The organism is Pseudomonas sp. GL-B-19, from assembly GCF_019956415.1.
GTDB lineage: Bacteria > Pseudomonadota > Gammaproteobacteria > Pseudomonadales > Pseudomonadaceae > Aquipseudomonas.
Genome location: NZ_JAHBDK010000086.1, coordinates 130,202 through 150,710 on the forward strand (window position 1 = coordinate 130,202; position 20,509 = coordinate 150,710).

The 20,509-nt window shown below is 60.4% G+C and carries 16 protein-coding genes; 4 read left to right on the plus strand and 12 right to left on the minus strand.

Going from position 1 to position 20,509, the window contains the following annotated elements; translation table 11 throughout:
* Positions 1 to 42: 42 nt before the first annotated feature.
* From KGB06_RS27320 to hflK (KGB06_RS27335), 4 genes are read right to left on the minus strand one after another with little or no spacing between them, the layout of a single operon-like run.
* Positions 43 to 1,953 (minus strand): cation-translocating P-type ATPase, encoded by a 1,911-nt coding sequence (locus tag KGB06_RS27320; RefSeq protein ID WP_223521321.1) that lies wholly within the window; start codon positions 1,951 to 1,953, stop codon positions 43 to 45.
* Positions 1,950 to 3,008, minus strand: a complete 1,059-nt coding sequence (gene hflK / locus KGB06_RS27325; protein WP_223521322.1) for a protease modulator HflK — start codon at positions 3,006 to 3,008, stop codon at positions 1,950 to 1,952. Before hflK (KGB06_RS27325) ends, KGB06_RS27320 begins: the two co-directional genes overlap by 4 nt.
* A complete protein-coding gene (gene hflC, locus KGB06_RS27330; RefSeq protein ID WP_223521323.1) occupies positions 3,005 to 4,045 on the minus strand; it encodes a protease modulator HflC in 1,041 nt (346 codons plus the stop codon). The genes hflK (KGB06_RS27325) and hflC overlap by 4 nt, the downstream gene beginning before the upstream one ends.
* Entirely contained in the window at positions 4,042 to 6,000 is a 1,959-nt protein-coding gene (hflK, locus tag KGB06_RS27335) for a protease modulator HflK (RefSeq protein ID WP_223521324.1), read from the minus strand. The genes hflC and hflK (KGB06_RS27335) overlap by 4 nt, the downstream gene beginning before the upstream one ends.
* A 216-nt stretch (positions 6,001 to 6,216) precedes the next feature.
* Here hflK (KGB06_RS27335) and lpdA point away from each other — a divergent pair, with 216 nt between their 5' ends.
* Complete coding sequence (lpdA, locus tag KGB06_RS27340; RefSeq protein ID WP_223521325.1) at positions 6,217 to 7,617, plus strand: dihydrolipoyl dehydrogenase; 1,401 nt, start codon at positions 6,217 to 6,219, stop codon at positions 7,615 to 7,617.
* A 124-nt stretch (positions 7,618 to 7,741) separates the two neighbouring features.
* On the opposite strand, the gene KGB06_RS27345 is transcribed toward lpdA, so the two are convergent.
* Positions 7,742 to 8,215, minus strand: coding sequence for an Lrp/AsnC family transcriptional regulator (locus KGB06_RS27345; protein ID WP_027926238.1), 474 nt, complete (start codon positions 8,213 to 8,215; stop codon positions 7,742 to 7,744).
* A gap of 145 nt (positions 8,216 to 8,360) precedes the next feature.
* Between KGB06_RS27345 and KGB06_RS27350 the strand changes: the two genes are divergently transcribed.
* Positions 8,361 to 8,990 carry a LysE family translocator gene (locus KGB06_RS27350; RefSeq protein ID WP_223521326.1) on the plus strand — a complete coding sequence of 210 codons (630 nt, stop codon included), beginning with the start codon at positions 8,361 to 8,363 and terminating at the stop codon, positions 8,988 to 8,990.
* Between the two features lie 3 nt (positions 8,991 to 8,993).
* Here KGB06_RS27350 and KGB06_RS27355 read toward each other — a convergent pair whose 3' ends face one another.
* The 7 genes from KGB06_RS27355 to KGB06_RS27385 form a co-directional block, all read right to left on the minus strand.
* The gene (locus KGB06_RS27355) at positions 8,994 to 11,114 is read right to left on the minus strand and encodes a hypothetical protein (protein WP_223521327.1); all 2,121 of its coding nucleotides are present in this window, start codon (positions 11,112 to 11,114) and stop codon (positions 8,994 to 8,996) included.
* Positions 11,101 to 12,297 carry a DUF3142 domain-containing protein gene (locus tag KGB06_RS27360; protein WP_223521328.1) on the minus strand — a complete coding sequence of 399 codons (1,197 nt, stop codon included), beginning with the start codon at positions 12,295 to 12,297 and terminating at the stop codon, positions 11,101 to 11,103. The genes KGB06_RS27355 and KGB06_RS27360 overlap by 14 nt, the downstream gene beginning before the upstream one ends.
* 168 nt (positions 12,298 to 12,465) lie before the next feature.
* Entirely contained in the window at positions 12,466 to 13,293 is an 828-nt protein-coding gene (locus KGB06_RS27365) for a class I SAM-dependent methyltransferase (protein ID WP_223521330.1), read from the minus strand.
* Positions 13,287 to 14,444 carry an acyltransferase family protein gene (locus KGB06_RS27370; protein WP_223521332.1) on the minus strand — a complete coding sequence of 386 codons (1,158 nt, stop codon included), beginning with the start codon at positions 14,442 to 14,444 and terminating at the stop codon, positions 13,287 to 13,289. Before KGB06_RS27370 ends, KGB06_RS27365 begins: the two co-directional genes overlap by 7 nt.
* Positions 14,441 to 15,334, minus strand: a complete 894-nt coding sequence (locus KGB06_RS27375; protein ID WP_223521333.1) for a class I SAM-dependent methyltransferase — start codon at positions 15,332 to 15,334, stop codon at positions 14,441 to 14,443. The genes KGB06_RS27370 and KGB06_RS27375 overlap by 4 nt, the downstream gene beginning before the upstream one ends.
* Complete coding sequence (locus tag KGB06_RS27380; RefSeq protein ID WP_223521334.1) at positions 15,331 to 16,626, minus strand: glycosyltransferase; 1,296 nt, start codon at positions 16,624 to 16,626, stop codon at positions 15,331 to 15,333. The genes KGB06_RS27375 and KGB06_RS27380 overlap by 4 nt, the downstream gene beginning before the upstream one ends.
* A complete protein-coding gene (locus tag KGB06_RS27385) occupies positions 16,620 to 18,197 on the minus strand; it encodes a glycosyltransferase (RefSeq protein WP_223521335.1) in 1,578 nt (525 codons plus the stop codon). Before KGB06_RS27385 ends, KGB06_RS27380 begins: the two co-directional genes overlap by 7 nt.
* Positions 18,198 to 18,626: 429 nt before the next feature.
* On the opposite strand from KGB06_RS27385, the gene KGB06_RS27390 reads away from it, so the two are divergent.
* Both KGB06_RS27390 and gmd read left to right on the plus strand, forming a co-directional pair.
* Complete coding sequence (locus KGB06_RS27390; protein WP_223521336.1) at positions 18,627 to 19,541, plus strand: GDP-mannose 4,6-dehydratase; 915 nt, start codon at positions 18,627 to 18,629, stop codon at positions 19,539 to 19,541.
* Positions 19,538 to 20,509, plus strand: a complete 972-nt coding sequence (gmd, locus tag KGB06_RS27395) for a GDP-mannose 4,6-dehydratase (RefSeq protein WP_223521337.1) — start codon at positions 19,538 to 19,540, stop codon at positions 20,507 to 20,509. The genes KGB06_RS27390 and gmd overlap by 4 nt, the downstream gene beginning before the upstream one ends.

Here is a 20,509-nt window from a genome sequence, read left to right on the forward strand (position 1 = left end):
CCCAAAGGCGTTACAGAGGCCTGCAAAAAGTTTTCGATTCTCTCAGTTGTCTTCCTTGAGCTTGAGCAAAGGCTCCTGAAATCGCAGCAAACGTCCGGCGTTGCCCAGCACCAGCAACGTGCTCAAGTTATGCAGCAACGCTGCAATCATCGCCCCTGCCGCACCGAGCCAGCCAAAAGCGGCAAAGGCAACAATCGCCAGTGTCCAGCCCAAACCAATGATCACATTGACCTGCAAGGTCTGGCGGCATTGGCGACTCAAGCGCACACAGGTGCCGAGCCGACGCAGGTCGCTGCCGATCAACACGATGTCGGCCGAGGCCAATGCGATGTCTGCCCCGCCCGCGCCCATTGCGACACCCACGACACCGGCCTTGAGCGCCAGTGAGTCGTTGATCCCGTCCCCGACCACCATCGGTCGGAAGCCGCTGCCAATTTCTTTAAGCACGCGATTGAGCTTGTCCTCAGGCAACGCCTGCGCTTCGACATCGCTGATTCCGACATCGCGCGCCAGCGTATGCGCGACGCTCTGCCGATCCCCGGTGAGCAGCAATTGCCGACCCAGGCCAAGCTCTCGCAGCTCACTCAAAGCAAATCGTGCCTCGGGTTTGACGCTGTCGGCCAGCAATAGCCAGGCGAGAAACTCACCGTTAAGCGCCAATCCTGCTATCGGGCCGTCATGTTCAGGAACCGCCGACGTAGCAATGCCCAATTGCGCGAACAATTCCGGGCGACCGAGTGCGGCCTCGCCCTGCTCGGTCATGGCCACCACGCCCAAACCCTGGCGCTCGTGGATGTCCGACAGCAGCAGAAAATCCTCCTGCGTGACCAGCCCGGCGAGTGCTCGACTGACCGGATGACTGCTGGCCGAACCAAGGCTGGCGGCCAGTTTCAAGACGTGACTGCGGTCTACCAGCGGACCTTCGATGGACTGCAAGCGCAAGGTGCCAAACGTCAGCGTGCCGGTTTTATCCACCACCAACGACGTCAGGTCTGCCAGCTCTTCAAGAAACGCCGAACTGCGGATCAAAATGCCGTGCCGCGCCGCCACCGCCACCCCGGCAATGGCCGTCGCCGGCGCCGACAACACCAGCGCACAAGGACACGCCGCGACCAGCACCGCGAGCATTGCTTGGGCGTCGTTGGTGACAAACCAAGTCACTGCGGCCAGCAACAACACCAGCACCATGTAGCTGCCGGCATAACGCTCCAGCAAGCGAGTAATCGGTGGCTTGGAGCGTTCGGCGCTTTGCATCAGCGCGATGACTTTGCCCAGGGTCGATTCATTACCGGTGCGGGTCACTTCAATGCGAAGCAGGCCATCGAGGTTGATCGCGCCTCCGAACACCGGCATGCCAACGCCGGCTTCCATCGGCACCGACTCACCGGTAATCGAAGCGGTATCGAGGCTCGCCTGACCGGACAACACCCGGCCATCCGCCGGTACGCGATCACCGGCACGCACTTCTACCAGGTCACCGGCCTTGAGGGTGCTGTTGTCGACTTCGAGGACCGAGCCATCGGCCTGAACCTTGCGCGCATGACTGCGGGTGAGTTTGCCAAGAGCATGAATCGCTTCCTGAGAACCGATCACGCTGCGCTCTTCCAGCACATGGCCGAAAATCATGATGATCGGCAACAACGCGGCGGTCAGCAGATCACCCGTGGCCCAGGCGCCGAGCATGGCGAGCGCGATTAACTGGTCGGTGATCCCGTGCAAGCTCGGGTAACGCAGGCTATACCACGCCGAACGCATCACCGGCACGGCCACCAACAGCGATGCAAACCCGAGCAGCAATTGGCTAACGCCGGTCTGCTCCGGCGACAACCAGCGCCAGATCAGACCGAGCCCGAGCAGACCCAGGGCGAGCATGGCCAGCGTCAGTTGGCGAGCGGCGCTACGTTGTTCGGCCGAGGACAACATGCTCGGTGCGGCGGCGGTTTGCGCGGTCATTGTGCAGCTCCCTGAATGATCAGGCGGGAATCATCTTTCGGATTGACGGTGGTCACGGAGCCGGCTTGACCGAGAATTTTCGGCATCCGCTCACGGTAAATACGCAGCAGCATTTGCGGGTCGGTGCCCTGCTGTTGCGCCGTGGCCAGGCTCAGTACGGTGGCGGTGTCGGCAGACGCTTTTGCCAACCGTTCACTAGCTTGGGCATGGGCCACTTGCAGCGTTCGATCCGCTTGTTCGTTGGCGGCTTGGGTCGCCTTCTCGGCTTCGGTGCGCGCGTTCGCCACGGCTTTGTCGGCCTGCTGACTCGCGGTCAATACTGCGTTGAAAGCGTTCACCGCAGGGCCGGGGAGACTCGATTGCACGTCGACTCGCGCGACTTCAATACCCAACCCCTGCCCTGTTGCTGTCAGCTCGGCCAATCGTTGATTGATGCCTTGCACCAGATCACCGCGTAGACGTTCACGTCGTTCAGCCGCCTGATTGTCGGCGCCGATCAGTTCCGGACGCGCCACCAGAATGGTGTCCAGATCTCGCGCCGCGGTCAGGGCCACAGCGCTGCGGGTGACTAGCCGATCCAGCGCTGGCAGCACATGTTCACCTTGCAGCACAAAGGCATACGGCTCGGTGACTTTGTAGAACACCCGCACATCGAGTTGCACCACGCCGGCATCACCCGTCAGCAAATAGCCGGAACCGGCGAGTGCATCACTGAGCGGCGTGGCAAACGTGGCAGCGCGATCAGCCTGCAAGGCAACATCACTGCGCAGAAGGTTTTCCACTCGACGTTCGATAATGCGATCTGCCGCCGGCAGTAAAACCACCTGCTCAAAAGGTCGCGGCCATGCCAACAACAAACCGGCGTTCTGGATGCGATCCAGCGCACCGAAATGCAGGACCACCGCGCGATTCTGTGGATCAATTTGTCGCACATTGGAGAACGCCCAGGCTAACGCGGCGAGCACAGTCACCGCGTAAAGCGCGAGAAAAGCCAGGCGCCCAGCCTGAATCCAAGGGCTACTTAACTCATGTGTTCCACGTGGAACTAAACTCATGGCTGCGACCCGGACTTGTTTTCGAGAGTCGGCGGTCCGTCAACCAACACCCGGAATGGCGCAGCATCCGTGCGCAATATCAGTTTGGTGCCCGGCGAAACGATGGTGCCCAAGGTGTCGAGTGAGCGCAGTAAGTTGTACAGCTGCGGAGAGCCGGCATACGCACGGCCGTAAATTTGCGCGGCCTCGACACGCGATTGAGCTTCGATATCAGCGGCTTTCACCGTTGCATCGGCTTGCACGATTCGCGCATCCCGCTCAGCGGCGGAACGAATTTGCGCGGCTTCGCGCTTGCCAATTGCAGTGCGTTCGGTGGCGATTGTTTCACGCTCGGCCCGCATGCGATCCACAGTGGCGGTCAAGGTTACCGACGGCAGAGTCAGACGCTCGATGCCGACTTGCAGCACACGCACGCCATAGGTAGTAAGCAACTGCTGATCGATCTGATGACGAAGTTGCGCCTCAAAGTCGGCAATGTGAACTTGGTTGGCGTCGGTGTTAACCAGGTTCGCCAAGTCAAAACTGGCAGCCGTGGTTTCCAGCGCAGAGCCGACAAAGGTGCGGATCTGCCGCGCCGCTTCATCCGGCTGATTCTGCACCGCGCGCATAAAGCGCTGCACGTTCTCCGGATCGCCCTGCACCTGCCACGCCACGTAAGCCTGAACGATGATGCGCAAACCGTCGCGAGTGCCGACATCCTGCAACCCACTGGAGGTGGTGCGCAGCCGCAAGTCGACAGGAATGGCCGCTTCAAACGGGGCCGGCCAACGCCAGCCAAGACCCGGCTCCAGCAAAACCCGCGATGGATTGCCAAAGCGCGTGATCACGGTGGCTTCCCCCGAACGCACTTGAACAAGGCTTGCGGCAGCGATGGCAAACGCCACGAGCAGCGCCGCCCAGCCCATGCGCCGCCAGGGAAACGGGCCGGCTTCTTGTGGATCGCCGTGGTGGTGATGGTGGTGACCGTGGTGATGTCCGCCATGGCCGTGATCGTGGCCGGTGTGGTCATCGTGATCGTGTGTGTGCGACTGGCTCAATGGGTAGCTCCTGGCTGGGCGCTCGTACGCGGCGACGCAGGATCAGCCGGCAGCGTGAAAGTACGGAGGTCGATGGTCGGCGCATTGCTGCTGCCACCCAGACGATGATCAAGAATCAGCAGCTTGGCGTTGGCCAGGCCCTGGCTCAGTTGGCTGAGGTATTGCTCCAGCACAAAAGCCTGACCGGCGCTGGTGTAGGCTTTCTGCTCCGCGCTGAATTTCAGGTCCGCTGCCTGTGCCGTGGCGTTGATTTCATGGGCACTGGCGGTCGCTTGATCGCGCGCAATACTCGCTTGCAGTTGCGCCAAATTGGTCGCCTCGGCGGCGGCACCGCGTTCCCGTGAGATCAATGCTTGAGCACCGATCTGCGCGGCCTGCACACCGTGATAAGCATTGGCAGCGCCGGCCGGTGGATGAATCGCCTCTACCACAGTGGCGAGAATTTCCACACCGCTGTCCAGTTTCTGCAGGTCAGCCTGCACGGCACGACCGATCTCTTCAGCGAGCCCTACCCGGTCCTCGCCGAGCAAACCGTCAAGGGTTCGCGAGGCAAAGTCATGCACCAGAATCCGGCTGGCGGTGCTGCGAATCAGCGTCGGTACATCGGCACTGTTGTAGGTCGCCGCCAACGCCGCTTGATCGGTCAGGCCGATGCGATAGACGAAACGCACGTCCATGTTGACGATCTGGAAGCTCTGCTTGTCGGCACGGCTGCTGGCGATGACCTGAGATTTGTCGTTCACATGGCTGGCGTCCCATAACCGATTGGCAATCGCAGGCGCTGGGCCTTCCGCGGGCTCGGGTACAACCGGTGCCGACGCTTCGCCAACGCTGGTGGCCAACTCGTGGACCACGCCGTTTTCAACCTTCAGCACTCGACCCAAAGGCCAAGGTAAGCCGGCGTGCAAACCAGGACCAAACACCTCCACCGGTTTGCCGAAACGCTCGTAGATACCCCGCCCCTGCAACGGTATTTCGTGAATGCCGGTGAGTGACCAGCCGACGACGGCAACCACCGCCAGCACCGGCAAAAACGCCCGGCGCATGTAAGTGAACGCCCAGATTTGCCGCAAGTCGATGCCGAACCGATTGTGCAATTCGTGCTGCAAGGCGAGCAGCGGTTGCGGTGGCCAGCGCAGCATGTCAGCGACAAAACTGCGCGCCAGCAATGCAGGTTCGAGTTGTTCGCGCTGTGGACTGAACAGCGACAACACCGCACGCAGCAGCAACTCGACTGCGACCAACCCCGGCAGTAAACCGATCAGCACCGCCAATCGCACTGGCCACACCGATGTTTCACTGGCGAACAACAGACACAATGCGCCTAGCACCAGGCAAATGATTGCCACCCGAGTCAGTTGCGCCAGTGCACCGGCCTCTGGCCATTGGGCGACGTTTTCCTGAGCCAGTTGCCGCTCAGCAACCAGCAAACCGAACGCCAGCAGCAACGCCAGAGCAGCCCCGACACTGGCCGATAACCCCAGCGCTGCGGGCGGTAACGCGAGGTTCCAGAATTGACTGATGCTGAACAAGGTCAACAGCGCCCAACCGCCGAGCCAGAGCGTTGGCGCGCCGATCTGGCCAAGCATGCGTACCGAGCGCCGACTGAGCCCATCCAGCAATCGCTCATACCAACCTTCAGGCGCAACAATTTCGTCAACGGCCACCACAGGTGGCGTCGGGTTCATTGTCTGTGCACGCCACCGCGTAACCCACCAGGCTGATTGCAGACCGGCAACCAGCACCAGCAAAGCGGCGCTCTGATTTACCAGCAATGCGCCCCACAGCGACTGTGGCGCAAACAATCCGACAAATAACGCCAATACCAGACCGAGCGCTGCCAAAGCACTCAGGCCAATGGCGAACTGACGCAATCGTCGCCCCTGAAAGACCGCCTGCTGAAAGCGCGGCAACCCTGCTACTTGCGCGCCATCGACTTCGAGATCGACTTGCATACCACCCCAGTGTTTATTCAACGCGGACACCGCATTTCGTTACGGTATAACGAAAGCGGTGAAATTTCTGTTCTAAATCCCTCTATCTAAAAACGCTGAACCTTTCGCTTGGCTGAAGCCTTGACCGAAACAACGCGAAGCGCACATATTACGTTCGTAATTTTAGCCAGCTACTACTTTTAACCAGCCCGATCCCTTCACTTCAGGAGTCCATCCATGAGCAGCTACGACGTCGTGATTCTGGGCGGTGGCCCCGGCGGTTATAACGCAGCGATCCGTGCAGGCCAGCTGGGTTTGAAAGCAGCATGCGTCGAAGGTCGCGCGACCCTCGGTGGCACCTGTCTGAACGTCGGCTGCATGCCGTCCAAGGCGCTGTTACACGCGTCCGAACTCTACGACGCGGCCATGGGTTCGGAATTCGCCAACCTGGGCATCGAGGTCAAACCCATCCTCAACCTCGCTCAGATGATGAAACAAAAGGATGAAAGCGTTACCGGGCTGACCAAGGGCATCGAGTTTCTGTTTCGCAAAAACAAAGTCGACTGGATCAAGGGCTGGGGCTACATCGACGGGCCAGGCAAAGTCACGGTCACCGACAGTGGCGGCGGCAAGACCGAGCTGAGCGCCAAAGACATCATCATCGCCACCGGCTCCGAGCCCACTCCCCTGCCGGGCGTCGACATCGATAACCAACGCATCCTCGACTCCACCGGCGCGCTGTCGCTGACCGAAGTACCAAAGCATCTGGTGGTGATCGGCGCCGGCGTCATTGGCCTGGAGCTGGGCTCTGTGTGGCGGCGCCTGGGTGCTCAAGTCACGGTAGTCGAATTTCTCGACCGCATCTGCCCAGGTGTGGACGTTGAGGCCGGCAAAACACTACAGCGTTCATTGAGTAAACAAGGCATCACCTTCAAGTTGAGTTCGAAAGTCACCCGCGCCACTGCATCGGCGAGCGGTGTTCAGCTCAGCATTGAACCGGCGGCGGGCGGCACCGCCGAGTTGCTGGAGGCCGATTACGTGCTGGTGTCGATCGGTCGCCGGCCTTACACCCAAGGCCTTGGGCTGGAAAACGTCGGCCTCGCCACGGACAAGCGCGGCATGCTCGCCAATAAAGGGCACCGCACCGAAGCGGCGGGCGTGTGGGTGATCGGCGACGTCACGTCCGGGCCGATGCTCGCCCACAAGGCAGAAGACGAAGCCACGGCCTGCGTGGAACAGATCGTCGGCAAGGCCGGTGAAGTGAATTACAACCTGATTCCCAGTGTGGTCTACACCAAACCGGAGCTGGCCAGCGTCGGCAAGACCGAAGAGCAGCTCAAGGCCGAAGGTCGCGCGTACAAGGTCGGCAAATTCCCATTCACCGCCAACAGTCGGGCCAAGATCAACCACGAGACCGAAGGCTTCGCCAAAGTGCTGGCCGATGAACGCACGGATGAAATTCTCGGCGTCCACCTGGTGGGTCCGAGCGTCAGTGAAATGATTGGCGAGTATTGCGTGGCAATGGAGTTCAGCGCCTCGGCCGAGGACATTGCGCTGACTTGCCATCCACACCCGACACGGTCCGAGGCGTTGCGCCAGGCGGCGATGAATGTGGAGGGGATGGCGACGCAGATGTAAGGCTTTGAGTTTTTCGTTTTCCGGTCTACCGCCATCGCGAGCAAGCTCGGCTCCCACAGGTGATTTGTGGCGTTCACAAAACCAGTGTGGGAGCCGAGCTTGCTCGCGATGGGGCCGACTCGGTCTAAAGCGGCAAATGCCCCAACGGCAACGCCCCCGGCGTCTTCACCGTGTGAATCGCAAAATTACTGCGAATATCGCTCACACCTGGCAACTTCAGCAGCCGCTCGGTAAGAAAGCGGTCATACCCGCGCAAATCCGGCACCACCACTTGCAGTAGAAAATCCGATTCCCCAGACACCAGAAACGCCGAAATCACTTCCGGCAGTGCCGTCACGGCCACGCGAAAGGCTTCAGCTTGCTCGTCGTTGTGCCGTTCGACCTTGACCCCGACAAACACCGTCAGCCCAAGCCCCACCTCGTCGCGATCCAGATTAGCCTGATAGCCGCGAATCACCCCGGCCTCCTCCAGCATCCGCACCCGACGCAAACAGGGCGAGGCGGACAGACCGATTTCATCGGCCAATTGCACATTGCTCAATCGACCGTCCCGTTGCAGGGCCGCGAGGATCTTGCGGTCGTAGGCGTCCAGTTTCATGTTTTGGCAGATCCTGATGGCTAGATCATGTTGAAGCAGCAGGTTATGCCAATTTTCCATACTTTAGAAGCTGACTACGCAACCACCTGCCCTGCCCTTGCGCCCTAGACTGGCCCTACCGAATCGACAACGAAAGGGGCGCAACATGGCAGGACTCTGGCTGTTTTTCATGGCACTGGCGGTAGTTTATTTGCTGCCCGGACCGGACATGATCCTGCTGCTGCAAACCGGGGCCCGTCAGGGTAAAGCGGCGGCATTGGCAACCGCGATAGGCCTGGGCATTGCCCGAGGTTGTCACGTTGCATTGGCCGCGCTGGGGTTGGCGGCGTTGTTCAAGGCCGCGCCGTGGACCTTCGATGTGGTGCGTCTGGCCGGTGCCGCGTACCTGTTGTGGATCGGTATTCAATGCCTACGCACCACGATGCTGCCGAACCTGGACGGCACTGACGCCACAGCAGCAAAGCCACGCTGGACAGTGGCGATCCAGCGCGGCTTGTTCACCAATCTGCTCAATCCCAAGGCGCTGCTGTTCTGCTCGGTGCTGCTGCCACAGTTCATCGATCCACACGCAGGATCAGTGCTCACGCAGTTCGCGATCCTCGGCATGGTGCTGGTCAGTGTCGGCTTCATCTTCGACAGCGCCTATGCGCTGGTCGGCGCGGCGCTGGGCCGTTGGCTGCAACGCAGTCCTTCAGCCCAGCGGCTCCAGCAATGGCTGTTTGGCAGCCTGTTGATCGGCTTCGCGGTGCGGCTGACCTTCGTGCAACAGGCGTAAGCCTTACTGCACCCGACGACGGCGGCGACGGTTGATCAGCAGCAACGCCACTGCCGTCACGGCGATGACAGCGCCGTATTGCAATGGCCGCTTGTAGGGCCGCAGTACCGAACGCGTCGCGTCAGTTGCCTGGGTCACGTAACGTTTGCTGGCATTTTCGAAGTCGGGATAAGGGCATTGGTGACCGAAATTCACCGCCCAATCCACATAAGGTCCTTCCTTCACATAGCGTTGGTACAGAGCACTTTGCTCTTCAAGGCTGCTGTTCCAGCCCGCCGCTGCGCACAGCACCGCCGCAAAGGCCTGGCTGGTGTGAGGCAAGTTATCGGCGGCGCGATTGGCCAATGCCGTGGCCACAAAGCGATAGTGATAGCGCTCATCGGGTTTGGCGGCACTGGCTTGCTGGCGCTGAACTTCACCTTCGGCGACTAATGGTCCGACTTTCAGATCAGTGTTTTCGAGGCTGTAATTGCCGCCAAACGTGGCGTAGTCGGGAGCCATTTCGTAGCCGAGAATGTCCATCCCCCACTCGCGCGCCGTCCAGGCTGCATTGAACAGGGCAGCGGCGCGTTTGGTCGGCCACCACGCGGCGTCCGCCAGCTGACGTTGCTGCGCATACAACCGGGCTTTTTTCTGTAGATCGGCATTGTCGAAATACGCCAGCGCTTCGTCGTATCGCTCTTCGCGCAGCAATCGGCGTCCGAGCAGATTGCGCAATTTTGCTGCCACCGGAAGCGGTACGTAGTTGTCACGATCCTCTTGGCTCAACGGAGGTGGCGCAGGCACCTGCGTGTCGACGTAATGCTTGAGTTCATCGACGGTCAGCACCCGTTCGGCCACCGTCGCGGCATCGAGCCAGTAGATACCCTGACTACGATACAGCTGATCGAATGCTTGCAGATAATCCCCGCGTTGCAGCGCCAGAATCGCACTTTCACCCTCGACCCGGCACTTGGGTTGAAGCGTCTCGTAATCAAAGTCCGGCGTCCGGCGATCACCCCACGATTCATTCTGCGGGAACGCCTGAGCCGCCTTGGCATACGCCGCAGCCGCTGCGTTTTTATCGCCCTCGCGCAACGCCAGTTTCGCTCGCAACCACCACGCCAGGCCGCCGTCACCGGCGTGCTCGAGGAAGGCCTTGGCGCTGGCGTAATCACCTTGTTGATAGTTCATCGCGGCCAATCGATCCGCGTTATCCAGGCTGCCGCGCGTGCTGCTTTGCAGCAGTTTGATCAGTTTCAATTCGTTCGCTGGTTGTTCACCGAATGACCAGCCCAGGCGGCTGATCAAGGACGCGGTCGCCAGTTGTTGCACCGGTTTATCCTTGAGCAGCGCGCTCAATTGATCGTCCGGCATCGCCAACAGATCCGCCATCAACAGCTTCAACGAGGTGTAACCGACTGCTGAACCGTGGAGGTTTTGCGCGGCGTAGAGTTCGATGGCGCTGTCCCAGTCGCCGGCGGTACGGGCCACGCGAGCTTCTTCGCCGAGGCTGGCGACACCCAGCTCCAGTGGGTCGCTGAAGCCGTCGATGCTCAGCTGACGGGTCTGCTCGAACGCCGTTCGCGCCTGCGCCAGCAGATCGGGCGACGCTTGCGCCTCGGTGCTCATGGCAAACAGCGCCCGGCCCAGCGAGTACGCCGCCCAGGTGCTGCGCAAGGCACGTTGATCGGCCGGCAACGCCAGCACTTTCCGGAAGTAGTCGGCGGCCAATCCATGATTGCCCGCACTGAACGCCACAGCGCCCGCCAGATACAGCCTGAGCTCGGCCGGCAGGCTCGTGCCTTGTTCTTCGACCTGATGCGCATCCGTCAGGCTGCGCAGTTGTTTCACCAGCGCTTGCTGTTCCGCCGTTAGTCCTGCCTGCTCGGCGGTGTCTCGCTGTTCTATGTAGTCAGCCGCCTCCATGCTGTTGGGAGATTGCGCAACATGTTTGAGCCCCGTGATCGCCTGCCCGAGACGATTGATCTCAAACTGGAAGTTACCTTCGGGGAGCTCTGCCAGCGACTGGCCTCGGTTGTCCAGCAGGCGCATCGGGAAGTCCGGGCCGCAGGCCAGCGCCGAACCCAGCGGCAAGCTGAGGCTCAAACAGAGCAGATGGCGGGGCCAGTTACGGGTGAACATTCGAACCTCCTTGATCAATTTTTGTGCAGCGCGCCCAACCGACCGCTCGCTGTCCACCGGCCGCTATCCGGCCGTCGCTAAGGCGGGTGAAGGTAAGCAGATCCGGGCTCTGTTGCAACGCATAACCGGCCAGCGCATCGGCGCCATCACAGCCCTCGACGGCCAGGGTCACGCGTTCAGGCCAAGCAGTGTCGAGGTTGCCGTGGTTGCTGATGCTGATGTCATAGAGGCCGTCTTGCGCACTAAGTTTCACACTCAAGCGATTGTCGAGCGTGTCACCGCGAGCCACCGCGCCCAGGGTTGTCAGGCTCCAGGCCCGGCGGTCGCCCGCCAACGGCAGGCGAAACCAGATCAGGCCGGCCAGATGAGCCGGCGGATCGGCGCGCAACTCAGCGGCAAGTGTGCTCAGTTGCCGCGGATCAGCCAGCAGTTCCCGGCGCTCGCCGCCCCGCCCCACCGGCACCTCGCTTTCCACAACCGGTGCGCCACTGGCGCTTGGCAACAGGGCCACACCATAGGCCGGCAGCGCCAGATAGAACGGTTTCGTCGTGAGGCGACTCCAGTTTCTGGCCCACTTTCGCGCCTGATCCGGGTCGAACAGCCCGCGCCGTGGATCGCTCACCGCGTGCACCTGCAACACGCTGCTATCGACAGTCAATAGAAGAGCCGGCAACTCGGGACTGTCCAGCCACGCCGGTAACGCCGTAATACTTAGCGACAAAGTCGCCGGTAAAACTGCACGCAGCTGCGCCAGAAAAGTTCGATAGGCCGGTAGTCGGGCGTTGCCCGCATCGTGGTCAATTTCCACGCCGGACAACGTCAGCCCCTGCTCTTGCCAGTCGCTGAGCACCTGTTGAATCTGCGCCGTTACTTCGTCCTGGTCCAACGACTTGAGCTGACCATCCAGACGAATCACCGCAATCAGCGGCCGCCCATCGCGTTTGAGCAGCCCCGGATCGATTCGCGCCCGACGCCAACCGGCCTGAGGAAACGCCTGCAAGGCCAGCACCCGTAGCGTCGAAAAGTCCGCACGACTGTCGCGCAGGGCAACGTCATGGGCCGGCGTCCATTGCCGTTGCCAGACGTAGAGCTGCTGATCGAGCGGTGGCGCGTCTTGTTGCTCGCAACCGTTGAGCAGTACCAGCGCCGCCAACAAGGCGATCAAACGCGTGAAAAACATCATGAGAAACCTTTGAGCCAAAGCGGACCTTTGTAGCAGCTGCCGAAGGCTGCGTCCGGCTGCGTAGCAGTCGTAAATCCTGAATGTACGGTCTATCTGAAAAACCGCAGCGCCTGATTTTACGACTGCTGCGCAGCCGGACGCAGCCTTCGGCAGCTGCTACTTAGAGGTCTATGCCATCGGCTTGCGGGCAATGATCACCTGACTTTTCGCCACGACCGCATCCAGTGCCTGCTTGATCTGCGCGCCACGAGGCGAACTCAAAACCGCTTGCCAGGTATCGGCCCAGTGGTTGAGCAACGGGTGGTCGGCATTGCTGAAGTCAACCTTGGCTTCCCAGAACAGCAGCATCCACATCGACCAGTAAAAGCCGTACTGACTGTGGCTGAGCACTTCCAGGCCAGCGTCGCTGACCATCGCCTTGAACTGCTCTTCGCTGATGATGCGAATGTGGTTCGGTTTCTGGAAATACTCCGGCGCGGCGATGTCCTTTTGCAGGTCTTCGGAGCTCGGGTGCGGAACGCTGAGCAAATACAGCGCGCCCGGTTTGCCGACACGCACCAGCTCGGCGAGGAACTGCGCCGGGTCGTCCACATGCTCGATGACTTCGGTGGACACCACGCGGGTGGCCGTGGCATCGGCAATCGGCAGCGGATTGCAGTCGGTGACGTGACATTCGACGTCGCGGGCCGGGGTGTCACTGAGGCGCTGACGGGTGGATTCGACCTTGGCGGCGTCGATGTCGGCGATGATGATCTTCGCCCCGCGCATGCCGCAGAAATGCACGTTACCGCCGTCACCACAGCCCACATCCAGCAGCGTGTCATCGGCGCTCACCGGGAAACCGGTGAACAGCTCGCCGGTTTGCTGATTGAACCAGCCACTGAGCATCGCGTCGTGCAGGCCGAGCATGTACGGGTCGACTTTCTCGACCTTGTCTGCCGCAGGCGTCGCGGGAGCGGGCGTGCCCGCCGTGAGTTTCTTCAAAAGGCTCAGCATGAGGTAGCTCCAGAGGATGGGACGGCTGTTCGGGATGTGCTCAGGCGCTTGACCAGCGAGGCGCCGCGGTTGCGCATGGGCATTTCGATGTAGCGGTAGTTGAGTTCGCTCAGCAGCACAATCAGGCCGCCAGCCATCAGCAACGTCAGGATTGGATGACCCGCCGGATTGGGCAACCCGCCAGCCTGTAAACGAAAAGTGAATTCGCGCACCAGTAAATAAGCGGGGATGTGGATCAGGTAAATCCCGTAGGACCGGCTGCCGACCCAGGTCATCAGATTCTTCAGCAGGCCCCGAGGCATCAGGTAATCACGGTTATAGGACGCCACCCAGACCAGCACCGCGCACAACACGGCAATCACACCGATGCGGTATTGGGTGAACGTAAAGCGATCAGTCGCCATGAAACTGAGCGCCAGTGATAGCACAATCAACGCCGAAACACCGGCCCATGGGCGACGCAAAAACGTCGGTTCCCAGCGCAGGAACGAAGGTTGCGCACTCCACATCGCCAACAGCACGCCGAGGGCCAGTGCATCGGTGCGAACCACCATCAGGATCGGTGTGCGCAACGTGAACAATTGCACCGCGACCAGCGCCAGCAAGGCCCAGACCAGATGCTTGCGGCAGACCAGAATCAGCAAGGGGAACAGCAGGTAGAACTGCTCTTCCAGTGACAGGCTCCAGTACACAAAACTGGTGCCGTATTCGTAGTGATAGAAGCTGTCGGCGAAGCGGAAGTTGGCGTATTGCGCCACACCGGCCAGTGTCGCCTGCACGTTGGCGTGCAGCGTACCGAACGCGCCGGAGCGGTTTAGAAAGAGGCAAGCCAGCAACATCAGCGCCAGCCACAACCAGGCCGATGGCAACAATCGAAAGGCCCGGCGCAGCCAAAAATTGCGCGTCTGCTGCCAGTACTCCTGACGGGTACTGCAACCTTGCAACGCCGGGATCAAACTGCGTGCGATGACAAATCCGGAGATCGCGAAAAACAGGTCAACGCCCCACCATGGCTGACCGAACGCGGTGATGGTTTGCAGCAAAGGCACCGAGGCTGCAAAGAGGCTGTCTTGCAGGTGATGAAACAGCACGCCGAGTACCGCAATGCCGCGCAACAACTCGATGTCCATGATCCGTTTGTCATTACTCATGCCGTCCTCCTGGACGCTGCATCGGCATCAACCGGTTTACGCGCGATGATCACTTGGCTCTTGGGCATGAACTGATCGAGCATCTGCTTGATCGCCAAACCGTTGGGTTGCGCCAGCAAGTCCTGCCAGGTTTTCGCCCAGCTTTCCATCAGCGGCGGGTACGGTGCCTGGATGCGGTCACGCACTGCGCCGCCCAGATCGCGCCCGGCGGCACGCTCACTGGCCCAGAAGAAGATCATGCCCATCACCCAGAAAAACCCGGTGGCCTGGCGATGCTCGATCACCAACCCCGCGTCCTCGACCAGTGCGGCGAAGCGTTCAGGGGTAAAAATCTGTACATGATTGGGTGATTGGAAGTAGCTCGCCGGGGCGATGCCCTTCTGCAAATGCTCGCCCACCGGCGCAGGAACGCTGAGCAGATACAGCGCACCTGGCCGGCCCATACGCACCAACTCGGCCATGAACGGCTCGGGTTGATCGATGTGCTCTAGCACTTCCATGCACACCACTTTGCTCGCGCAACCATCGGCAAGCGGCAGTGGCAGGCTGTTGCTGACCAGACCGAGATTGGCTTTATCCGACTGCGCGTCCACTTGCCGCGCCAGATCGCGGACCTTGTCGTGCTCACTGTCGGTGAAGATCACCGACGCACCTTGACGCACCGCAAACAGGGTCGCGACCCCTTCGCCACAGCCGACATCCAGTAAGGTGTCGTCGGCAGTAATGGCAAAACCTTTGAGCATTTCGCCGCTGTCGCCCGAAAACCAGCCGTCATGCATTGCATCGTGCAAGCCCACTTCTCTTGGCGACACACGGGTGGGCGTAACCGGTAACGGCGCGGGCGCAGGCTTCGCTTCAGGAAAGAAACGTCTGACCAATGCGCGAATCATGCTTCAGGGGTTTCCACGGCACGGTGCTCGAACAGGTGCTCAAAAAACACCTTAAGCCGCTGCTCGGCGGTGGCCTGGCTGCAGAATTTCTTGAGGCTGGCCACGGCATGCACGGACATCTGCGCGTAACGGTCGGGGTCACCCTTGGCCACGTCATAGCTTGATTGGTAAGCCCGGCACAACGACGCCCAATTGGTCACGTAACGCAGGGTACGAAACGCCCGGCGCGGGTCATGGGGCCAGGCCGTGAGCTCATCGGTGGAGTCGATCAGGAACGCATTGTCGGCATCCAGGTAATCGATCATTGCCGTGGTCCGTGGCGCCACCGCCGGTTTGCCACAGGACATGAACTCCATCAGTGGCAGGCATTGGCCTTCGCCGTAGGACGTGTTGACCACGTAGCTGGTGGCCTGCACCAGACGCTCGTAATCCGCATCCGCGAGGTAGCCGTAAATCAGCACGACCCGGCAGCGGTAAGACTGGTTTTTGTACAAGTGGTGAAGGATGTCGGTCAGCGCTTCTTCGGCATCGTGGTGCGTCAGTTTGAGCACCAGCGTTGCGTCCTCAACCTCGCGAAACGTCACGCAAAAGGCACTGAGCATGTCTTCCCAGTTCTTGCGTCCGTCGCCGGGGTTGAACACCGAGGTGTAAATCACACCGTCGAGGACCAACTCGTGTTCACTCGGTGGGGCCGCGAAATCGATGCCCACACCTTCGCGCGATGACGCAGGCCCAAAGGCTCGCAAGTCGAGTTCGCGGCTGTCTGCCAGCAACCCTTTGATCTTCAAACGCACCTGGTGGGCCAGAGGCTGACGCTGCAATTGCGCACCGCGCTCGGAAAACCGGTCCCACACCGGGGCAGGCACCGCGACGATCGGATAGTCGGCATCCATCGCCTCGCGCACTGCATCAACGGTGTAGCTGGAATGAGTAATCGCCGCACCCGATGCCCGCAACACGGTGCGCCAGTCATTGAGCGGATCACCGGCAAAGGGTTCGTTGGGGATGGTGCTGAATTCCCACGCGAACACCGGCAGCGTTGGACAGGCGAAATTGATCGGTGTGCGATGCGGCGGCGAGAACGAAAGGAACACGCAGTCTTCACCACGGGCCAGGCAATCGAGGTACAAGGCATCGACTTCGGTCTGTGGGTCGCTGACCTCTACTACTCGCCCCAATCGTTCCAGCACCGGCCGGTACTCCTTGAGCACGAAGTAATAGCTGTACTCCGAACGCCCCAGATTCTGAGCAATGGTGTGCTGGTTGGTTTCCGAATGAATGATGATCAGCATGCGGCGTTATCCGTCACGTTCACTGCCGGCAACACCTGTGGCGCCAGCCCGAAAAAATCCGCCAGGCGCTTCTGCACCGGAGCGAAAGCGCAGTAATCGTGCATACGTTCGACGGCGGCAAGGGACATGCGCTGATATTCCACCGGTTGCGCCTTGGCCATCCGGTAGCTGTTTTCGTAAGCGGTTTTCAGCGAACCCCAGTCCGGGCGATAACGCAGCGTTCGGTAAATGATCCGCGTGTCCTGCGGCCAGATGGTCAGCTCTTCGCTGGACTTGACCACAAACGCGACGCGCTCATCGATGTAATCCTCCATGGCCGTGTGATCTGGAGCGATCACCGGTTTACCACTGGCCATGAACTCCATCAACGGCAGGCACAGGCCTTCGCAGCGCGAGGCATTGACGTAGTAACTGGCGGCTTCATAAAGCCGGGCGTATTGCGGATCGTCCAGGTAACCGTGCATCACCACCACCCGACAGGCGAATGGCGAGAGCTGCGCGAGCAAGGTCATCAGCTCGTCGTAATAGGACGACAGATCGCTTTGGGTAATCTTCAGCACCAGGGTGGCATCAGCCGTTTCGCGCAAGGCCCAGCAGAATGCGGTGATCAGTTGATGCCAGTTCTTGCGACCGTCACGCGGGTTGAACACGGTGACGTAGACCACGCCGTCGACCCGGGTTTCTACCAACGAGGTGGTGTCTGGCCATTGGCGCGGTTCAGGCTCTGGCACGACAATCGTCTGCGGGCCGGCGATGGCTGGCAGGTATTCGGCCACTCGAGCATGTGCCGCATCCGAGAGCAAATCGCGAATGCCTTCCCAGTACCACTGGCTCAGAAAGTGCGTGCGATGCACCGGAATCGGCAGCGTTTTGCCCATGTTCCGGCGCCACATGTGCAGGTAATGCCGGGCAATCACGAAGCGGCGTTTCAGTGTCAGCGGCGGTGGCTTCAACGCCTCCAGCTCGGCTTCGCGCGCGGCCAGTTCCTCGGCGGTCGGCACCACGGGAATCAGTGCATCGGCGCTGAGCCCCAGCGTACGCGTATCGAAAATGCAGCCCTTGATCTCCAGCGTCGAACCGACGTTCACCGGGACACTGGTGTGCTGACGGCGAATGTCCGCGAAGTTTTCCCACAACGGCGTGGGCAACACCAGCACCGGGAAGTCGTCCCCCATGGCCTTGCGAATCGCCCGGGCGGTATGAGTGGAGAGCGTGATCACCCGGCCCTGACGCGCCAGCATTTGCGTCCAGTCCTGGCGCGGGTCGTTGTCCCACTGCTCATCGGGAATCGAGTCGAACTCCCAGGCCACCACGCAGATCGTCGGGCACTCAAGGTCGTTCGGGGTTTTCTGCGGCGGCGTAAATGACAGGAACAGACTGTCTTCGCCAGCGGCCAGCAGCTGTTTGTAGAGGGGATCGACCTCGGCGGCGGAGGACACCACATGCACGCGCCCAAGGCTTTCGAGCACCGGGCGATACGCCTTGAGCACGAAGTAGTAACTGTATTCGGGACGACCGAGGCTCTGGCTGATGGAGCCGTCGTTGACGTCCGAGTAAAGAATAAAATTCATGGCATCCCACGAGGAAACCGCCATCCCGGCAGCCCCACTCTATGACGGCAAAGCCATGGATCGAGCCAGCGTTCGCCAGTCATCGCCCATCGTCTTCTTGCCCGTCTACGTTCTTGTTTTAATGGTCGGATTCGCGGAGTCTCGGAAGATCCCAAACAAACACCGGTTATCGTGACGAGGGGCATTCTAAACACATCCATTGAGGATTCGTGAACCGCCCGGCGAGAATAAAGCGGGTGACTCTAATGAGAACTGACTGGTCACGGTTGGACCTGTTGAAATTGCCGAGCAATTGGCACAGATTGGCTACCAAACAACTACAACAAAAATATTTCGCCTGTCTTTCGACCCGGTAATCCAACTGGTCTGTCAGACCTCTCCTTAAAATCTGTGGGGAATGGACGAAATGAATGACCAAGGGGCTGCTGTTTGAAAAAGCGTCTGTTCGTGACGGGTCTCAGTGGATTCGTCGGACAACACATCCAATCTCGCCTGAACGCTGATGCCTCGGATTGGGCGCTTCTGCCTGCCCCTTCACGTTACGATCTCGCTGAGCCAGGCAGTCTCGAAAGCCTGTGGCCCGAGATGCCCGACGCGGTCATTCACCTGGCAGGCCAGACCTTCGTTCCTGAAGCCTTCCGCGATCCGGCGCGCACGCTCAGCATTAACTTGCTCGGCACTCTGAACCTGCTTCAAGCCCTGAAGGCCCGAGGCTTCAACGGTACTTTTCTATACGTCAGCTCTGGCGACGTTTACGGCCAGGTCAGTGAAACCGATTTGCCGATAACCGAGCTCCAGCCACCCTGCCCGCGCAATCCCTATGCCGTGAGCAAACTGTCGGCGGAATTCCTGAGCCTGCAATGGGGCTTGAGCGAAGGCTGGCCAGTCATGGTCGCCCGCCCGTTCAACCACATTGGCACCGGCCAGAGCGACAGCTTCGTCATCGCCAGCGCCGCCCGGCAGATCAGCCGAATCAAACAAGGCTTGCAAGCGCCGCAACTGGAAGTCGGTGACGTCGATGTCACACGCGACTTCCTGGATGTAAACGACGTAATTTCGGCCTACCTGGCGCTGCTGGAAAAGGGCGTGACGGGACAGGTCTACAACATCTGCTCGGGGCACGAGCAGAGCATTCGCAGTTTGATCCAACAACTGGGGGACCTCGCCCAGGTCGACATGCAATTGATTCAAGACCCCACACGCCTTCGCCGCGCAGATCAGCGTCGCGTTTGTGGTAGCTCTGCCAAGCTTGCACAGGCCACAGGATGGGCGCCTGAAATCACAACACAACAATCCCTGCGGGCGATCCTGTCCGACTGGGAGAAGCGAGTACGACAAGAATGACAAAAAGTGCACTGATCACAGGGATCACCGGCCAGGACGGCGCGTATCTGGCCAAACTGCTGCTCGACAAGGGTTATAAAGTCCACGGGTTAGTGGCGCGACGCAGCAGCGATTCGCGCTGGCGCCTGCGTGAGATGGGCGTCGAGGGCGACATTGTTTACCTGGACGGCGACATGGCCGATGCCTGCTCCGTGCAGCGCGCGGTCATCAAGTCGGCCCCGGACGAGGTCTATAACCTGGCCGCGCAAAGCTTCGTCGCCGCCTCCTGGGACCAACCGGTCACCACCGGCATCGTTGACGGCCTGGGCGTGACTCACCTGCTCGAAGCCATTCGTCAATTCAGTCCGCATACGCGTTTTTATCAAGCATCCACCAGCGAAATGTTTGGCCTGATCCAGGCCGAGCAGCAGGACGAAAACACCCCGTTCTACCCTCGCAGCCCGTACGGCGTGGCCAAGCTGTATGGCCACTGGATCACTGTGAATTACCGCGAAAGTTTCAACCTGCACGCCAGCAGCGGGATCCTGTTCAACCACGAATCCCCCCTGCGCGGCATTGAGTTCGTGACCCGCAAAGTCACCGACGCCGCCGCCCGCATCAAGCAGGGCAAACAGCAGGAACTGCGTCTGGGCAACATCGACGCCAAGCGCGACTGGGGATTTGCCGGCGACTACGTCGAAGCGATGTGGCTGATGCTGCAACAAGACAAGCCCGATGACTTCGTGGTCGCCACCGGCGTAACCACCACCGTGCGCGAAATGTGCCGGATCGCCTTCGACCACGTCGACCTGAACTATCGCGATTTTGTGAAAATCGACCCGGCGTTTTTCCGCCCGGCCGAAGTGGAAGTATTGCTGGGCAACCCGGCCAAAGCCCAGCGCGTACTGGGCTGGAAGCCAAAGACCGATCTGGATACCTTGATCCGCATGATGATGGATGCGGACATGAAACGCGTCGCCAAGGAGTAG